The sequence below is a fragment of the Elstera litoralis genome, assembly GCF_000963705.1.
GTDB lineage: Bacteria > Pseudomonadota > Alphaproteobacteria > Elsterales > Elsteraceae > Elstera > Elstera litoralis.
Genome location: NZ_LAJY01000167.1, coordinates 1 through 4,370 on the forward strand (window position 1 = coordinate 1; position 4,370 = coordinate 4,370).

Sequence of the window (4,370 nt, forward strand, 5' to 3'; positions counted from 1 at the left end):
GGGTTTAACTACGAACTGTTCTTGGATCAGAACGCCGAGAAGATTTCAAAGTCGAAAGGCAATGGCTTGTCGGTCGAAGACTGGCTGTCCTATGCGCCGGAGGAAAGCCTGTCGCTATTCATGTTTCAGCAACCGCGCCGGGCAAAACGGCTGTACTTCGATGTCATCCCGAAGGCGGTGGATGAGTACATCAGCTATCTCGATAAATTCCCCAATGAGCCCACGGATAAGCGCGTCGAAAACCCGGCGTGGCATATCCATCGGGGCCAACCGCCGGAGGGGGGCGTTCCGCTGAGCTTTAGCATGTTGCTCAACCTCGTTTCTGTGGTTGGCGGCAACGACGTTTTCGGTTCTCTGGGGCTTCATTAGCCGTTACGCCCCCGGAACGACGCTGGAGTCGAATCCACTGTTGGCGAAACTCGTTCCCTACGCCGGGGCCTATTACCGCGATTTCGTTGCGCCGACGAAAGCCTTCCGCGCCGCCACCGAAACCGAAAGCGCCGCCCTGGCCGATCTGGCGGCGGAGCTAAAAGCGCTGCCCGCCGAAGCCGATGCGGAAGCGTTCCAAACCCTCGTCTTCGAAATTGGCAAACGCCACGGCTTTACCGAATTGCGCGAATGGTTCAAGGCGCTCTACGAGGTGCTACTGGGGCAACCGCAAGGCCCGCGTATGGGCTCCTTCATCGCGCTCTATGGGCGCGATAACAGCGTTGCGCTGATCGAAAAGGCGTTGCGCGGCGAGCTTTTGGCGGCGTAATAAAAAGCAGGGGCGCTGCCCCTGCATCCCCGCTCAAGGGGCGGTTGCCCCTTGAGAATCCCGTTTATGGGTCGGGCCAATGAGCAGGCGATGATTTTTAGGCCTGTAAGTCATTGGGATTACTAAGGGGCTTAGCCCCTTAGTTGGGATGCCCGCGCGTCTGACGCGCAAAGCGCATCGGGAAGGGCAAAGCCCTTAACGGACGCTAGTCCAGCTTCTGCCCTTCGGCATACTTGAAATACAACTCCCGCGCTTTACGAAACAAAGGCCCCGGCTGCAGGTCGCGGTCTTCATAGCGGTTGATGTATTGGACTTTGGCGTAATTGCCGGTCGAGATGATTTCATCGGCCTCGCGCACTTCTTGCGGGCGAATGGCGCGTTCGACGACGCTTACGCCCGCGTCGCGCAACACGGCAATCACGCGCTGGCGGGTGATGCCGTTGAGCAGGCTGCCGTTCGGCGTGGGGGTGTGCAGTTCACCATTGACGCCGAGCAGAATATTGGAGCCGGTGAATTCGGCGACATTGCCCATGATATCGCACATAACGGCATTCTCGAAACCGCGCCCGATGGCTTCGCGCAGGGCTAGGGTGGCTTGCGGGTAGAGGCAGGAGGCTTTCGCGGCAGTCGGGGCGATTTCGGGCGAGGGGCGGCGGAAGTGGGAGAGGGTGGCGGAAAAGCCTTTCTCCCCCGGCGGCAGCGGAATTTCTTGAATGACCAGGGCGAAGCGGGTCGATTCCGGCTTCAGCACCATCAACCCGTCTTCCATCCAAAACATCGGGCGGATGTAGAGTTCGGCCCCGGCGGGGAAGCGGCGGATGCCTTCTTTCGCCATATCGTAGATTTCGCCCGAGGTGACGGGCGGCTCCATTGCCATTGCTTTGGCCGAGCGGATCACCCGTTCGCAGTGCAGATCGAGATCGGGGATGAGGCCGCCGAAGGCGCGCGCCCCGTCGAACACCGTATGCCCGAGCCAACCTGCCTGTGTGGAAGCCCCCATGAGCGGCGTATTCCCCTCGGACCAAGTGCCGTCGAGATAGGTGATCGTGCGCATGATGCCGCTAAGCTCCCTTGTGTTGATGAAATTCTAGCCACAAGCTAATCATCCCTTGCGGGGAAAAGGAACCCCGCGCGGAAGCAAAGCAGGAGGGCACTTATGACGGCTGACATTGTGAACCTGCGGCGCTTCAAAAAAAGCAAAGCGCGGGAGGCCGATGCGAAAACGGCCGAGGCCAACCGCCTCGCCTTCGGGCGCACCAAGGCGGAGCGCCAGAAAACCGAGGCGGTTCGGACGCTGGAGACCAAACGCCTCGACGACCATAAGCTCGAAGACTAGCTCCAGACCGGCAGCATCACCACGCCCATGATGGCGAAGATCAGGGCCGAGATAAGGCGCGTGGCTTTCAGCGGCAGCCGCGCGCTGATGTTCCGCCCGATCATCACGATGGGTGCATTCACCAACATCATGCCGAAGATCGACCCGGCCATCACAGCGGCGAAGGGCTGGTAGGCGGTCGCCATCAGCATGGTCGCAACCTGGGTTTTATCGCCGATTTCCAGAATGAAGAAGCCGACCAGCGCCGCCGCGAACGGGCCGAAGCGGGAGGGCCTATCCTCCTCCTCGTCTAAGGTATCCGGCAGCAGCATCCAAGCCCCCAGCGCGATACAGGCGATGCCGGTGCCCATCCGCAGCCAATAGAGCGGCAGTTGATCGGCAAGTTCCACGGCAATCCAACCGGCGGCGATATGGTTCAAGATCGTGGCGAGGAAAATTCCCGCGATCAGCCGGACCGGCGCGTGGTAGCGTAAGGCCAGCAGCAGCGCGAAAAGCTGGGTCTTATCGCCCAGTTCCGACAAGGCGACGGCCCCTGTCGAGATAAAGAATGTTGAAAACATAACCCTTCCCAAAGTCCGGGCGGCAACGAGTACGCAAGCGCGATATGCCCGGCCGCCCGGTTTCTTGTTCCGGCGGGCACTCGCGCTTGGTCTCGCCAATCCGAATCCGGACTGGATGCGCCATGAAGGTCGAAGCCTCCAAGCCTGTTGACGCATCCCCGCGTAAGTTCGCGGCGGCTACTCCCCAAGGGAAGGCGCTTTGTAGGGGATGCTGCGCCGGGATGCAAGGCGTTGCGGGTGCGGCGAAACTGCATCTTTCTGGCCGCGCACACTCCCGGCTTTTCCCGACGCACCGCATCGCGTAAGGTGCGCGCCATGACGGCAGAGTTAATTTATCACCTGGCTCGCAAGGCCGATTGGACCAACGCCCTAACCGAGGGCTGGTACGAAGGCGCGGCGGAAGATCGCCGCGACGGCTTTTTGCATTTTTCCACCGCCGAGCAGATTACCGCCTCCGCCGACCGCCATCGTGCGGGCGAAGCGGGGCTGGTGCTGCTGGAAGTGGTCATCGACCGCCTGCCGCCGCCCGAACACGGCGGCGGGGTATTGAAATGGGAGGCGTCCCCCTCGCGCGGGGCGTTGTTTCCCCATCTCTACGGGCGTTTTAGCCGTTATGGCCGTCGACCGGGTGGCCGATCTGGCCTTGGTGGCGGACCCGGACGGCGTGCTGCGCCATGAATTCCCAGCTTGGTATCCCTTTTGGACAAGGACGCGGGCATGAGTCCCCTCCAGTTTTTTGCGCCCATCGCCTATGGCGCGGTGGCGGCGGCGGTTGCGATTGGTGCGCCCGATCTTGTGCAAGCGCTCGGCTTTCCGCCCTCGCTGCTCACGTCGGTTCTCTTGGGCGGGAATATTTTCCTGTTCGGCATGCTGGCCCAGGAAATGATAACGCGGCGCAAGGCCGATAAGGCGCTGAGCGACCGGATTCAGCGGGTTCAGGACGTGTTGATTCGTCAGCGCAGCGATATGCGGTCGATGCAAGAAACCGTGCGCGCCCAGGGCGAGGCTGGACCGGAAAGCGCGGCGGAGCTTGAAACGGTCGTTGCGGAAATGCGCATGCTGAAAACCCTCGTGGGGCAGCTTTCGACCAAATCGGCCGCTAAAGCGCGGCCCGCCGCCCCGGCGGTCAGTCGCCCGGCGGCAGCCCCCAGCCGACCGCTCACCGCCCATGACGATGATGAGTATGAGGATCAACCCGCCCCTGCTTATGACGATGATCGGGAGCTGACCGACGAAGAATTGATCCTCGATTCAGTGCGCGAAGCGCTCAACGAAGACCGCGTTGGCCTGTCGCTACAACCCATCGTGCAACTGCCGTCGCGCCGCTTGTCCATGTATCAATGTATGGCGGCGATCCGCACGCAAGAAGGCACGGAAATTCCGGCTGAAACCTATCTTCCGATTGCCGAACAGGCCGGGTTGCTGGCGACGATCAACAATATGCTGTTGGTGCGCAGCGTGCAGTTCGTTCGGCGCATGCGCCGGCAGCGAAGCCAAGTGGGCTATGTCTGCGAAATCGTCAGCGAAACCTTACGCGACCGCGATTTCTTCGCCGATTTCACCGCCTTCATGCGCGAAAACACCGATCTTGCCGGGCATTTGCACTTCCAGATTACCCAGCACGATGCCTATCGGATGGAAGCGCGGACCGATCAGGAATTGACCGCACTCGGCAAACTTGGCTTCCGCTTTGTATTGGATAAGACGACGAACCTCG

General features: G+C 61.0%; 6 protein-coding genes, 1 pseudogene and 1 riboswitch. Of the genes and pseudogenes, 5 read left to right on the plus strand and 2 right to left on the minus strand.

Annotated features, from left to right (window positions below; genetic code table 11):
* Both lysK and VZ95_RS28670 read left to right on the plus strand, forming a co-directional pair.
* Positions 1 to 369: pseudogene (lysK, locus tag VZ95_RS28665) on the plus strand (lysine--tRNA ligase); the annotation flags it as partial.
* Between the two features lie 40 nt (positions 370 to 409).
* On the plus strand, positions 410 to 757 hold the full coding sequence (locus VZ95_RS28670; protein ID WP_052711579.1) for a hypothetical protein: 348 nt from the start codon (positions 410 to 412) through the stop codon (positions 755 to 757).
* Positions 758 to 962: 205 nt separating this feature from the next.
* Here VZ95_RS28670 and VZ95_RS07625 read toward each other — a convergent pair whose 3' ends face one another.
* Positions 963 to 1,811 carry a branched-chain amino acid aminotransferase gene (locus tag VZ95_RS07625; RefSeq protein WP_045775323.1) on the minus strand — a complete coding sequence of 283 codons (849 nt, stop codon included), beginning with the start codon at positions 1,809 to 1,811 and terminating at the stop codon, positions 963 to 965.
* A 102-nt stretch (positions 1,812 to 1,913) separates the two neighbouring features.
* Here VZ95_RS07625 and VZ95_RS07630 point away from each other — a divergent pair, with 102 nt between their 5' ends.
* A complete protein-coding gene (locus VZ95_RS07630; RefSeq protein ID WP_045775324.1) occupies positions 1,914 to 2,093 on the plus strand; it encodes a DUF4169 family protein in 180 nt (59 codons plus the stop codon).
* Here the strand turns inward: VZ95_RS07630 and VZ95_RS07635 are convergent.
* Positions 2,090 to 2,653 carry a TMEM165/GDT1 family protein gene (locus VZ95_RS07635; protein WP_045775325.1) on the minus strand — a complete coding sequence of 188 codons (564 nt, stop codon included), beginning with the start codon at positions 2,651 to 2,653 and terminating at the stop codon, positions 2,090 to 2,092. The two genes, VZ95_RS07630 and VZ95_RS07635, sit on opposite strands and share 4 nt — an antisense overlap.
* Before the next feature lie 11 nt (positions 2,654 to 2,664).
* Positions 2,665 to 2,844: riboswitch (yybP-ykoY riboswitch) on the minus strand.
* Between the two features lie 124 nt (positions 2,845 to 2,968).
* On the opposite strand from VZ95_RS07635, the gene VZ95_RS07640 reads away from it, so the two are divergent.
* Together VZ95_RS07640 and VZ95_RS21765 are read left to right on the plus strand one after the other, a co-directional pair.
* Positions 2,969 to 3,331 carry a DUF952 domain-containing protein gene (locus VZ95_RS07640; protein WP_232302539.1) on the plus strand — a complete coding sequence of 121 codons (363 nt, stop codon included), beginning with the start codon at positions 2,969 to 2,971 and terminating at the stop codon, positions 3,329 to 3,331.
* Positions 3,332 to 3,370: 39 nt separating this feature from the next.
* The coding region (locus tag VZ95_RS21765) for an EAL domain-containing protein (RefSeq protein ID WP_052711580.1) at positions 3,371 to 4,370 on the plus strand (1,000 nt) is incomplete at its 3' end.

What these genes read in the sequence shown, in the direction of transcription:
- VZ95_RS07640 (WP_232302539.1), top strand. Translation starts at nt 2,969, where the DNA reads ATGACGGCAGAGTTAATTTATCACCTGGCTCGCAAGGCCGATTGGACC.
- VZ95_RS07635 (WP_045775325.1), bottom strand. Translation starts at nt 2,653, where the DNA reads ATGTTTTCAACATTCTTTATCTCGACAGGGGCCGTCGCCTTGTCGGAA.
- VZ95_RS07625 (WP_045775323.1), bottom strand. Translation starts at nt 1,811, where the DNA reads ATGCGCACGATCACCTATCTCGACGGCACTTGGTCCGAGGGGAATACG.
- VZ95_RS07630 (WP_045775324.1), top strand. Translation starts at nt 1,914, where the DNA reads ATGACGGCTGACATTGTGAACCTGCGGCGCTTCAAAAAAAGCAAAGCG.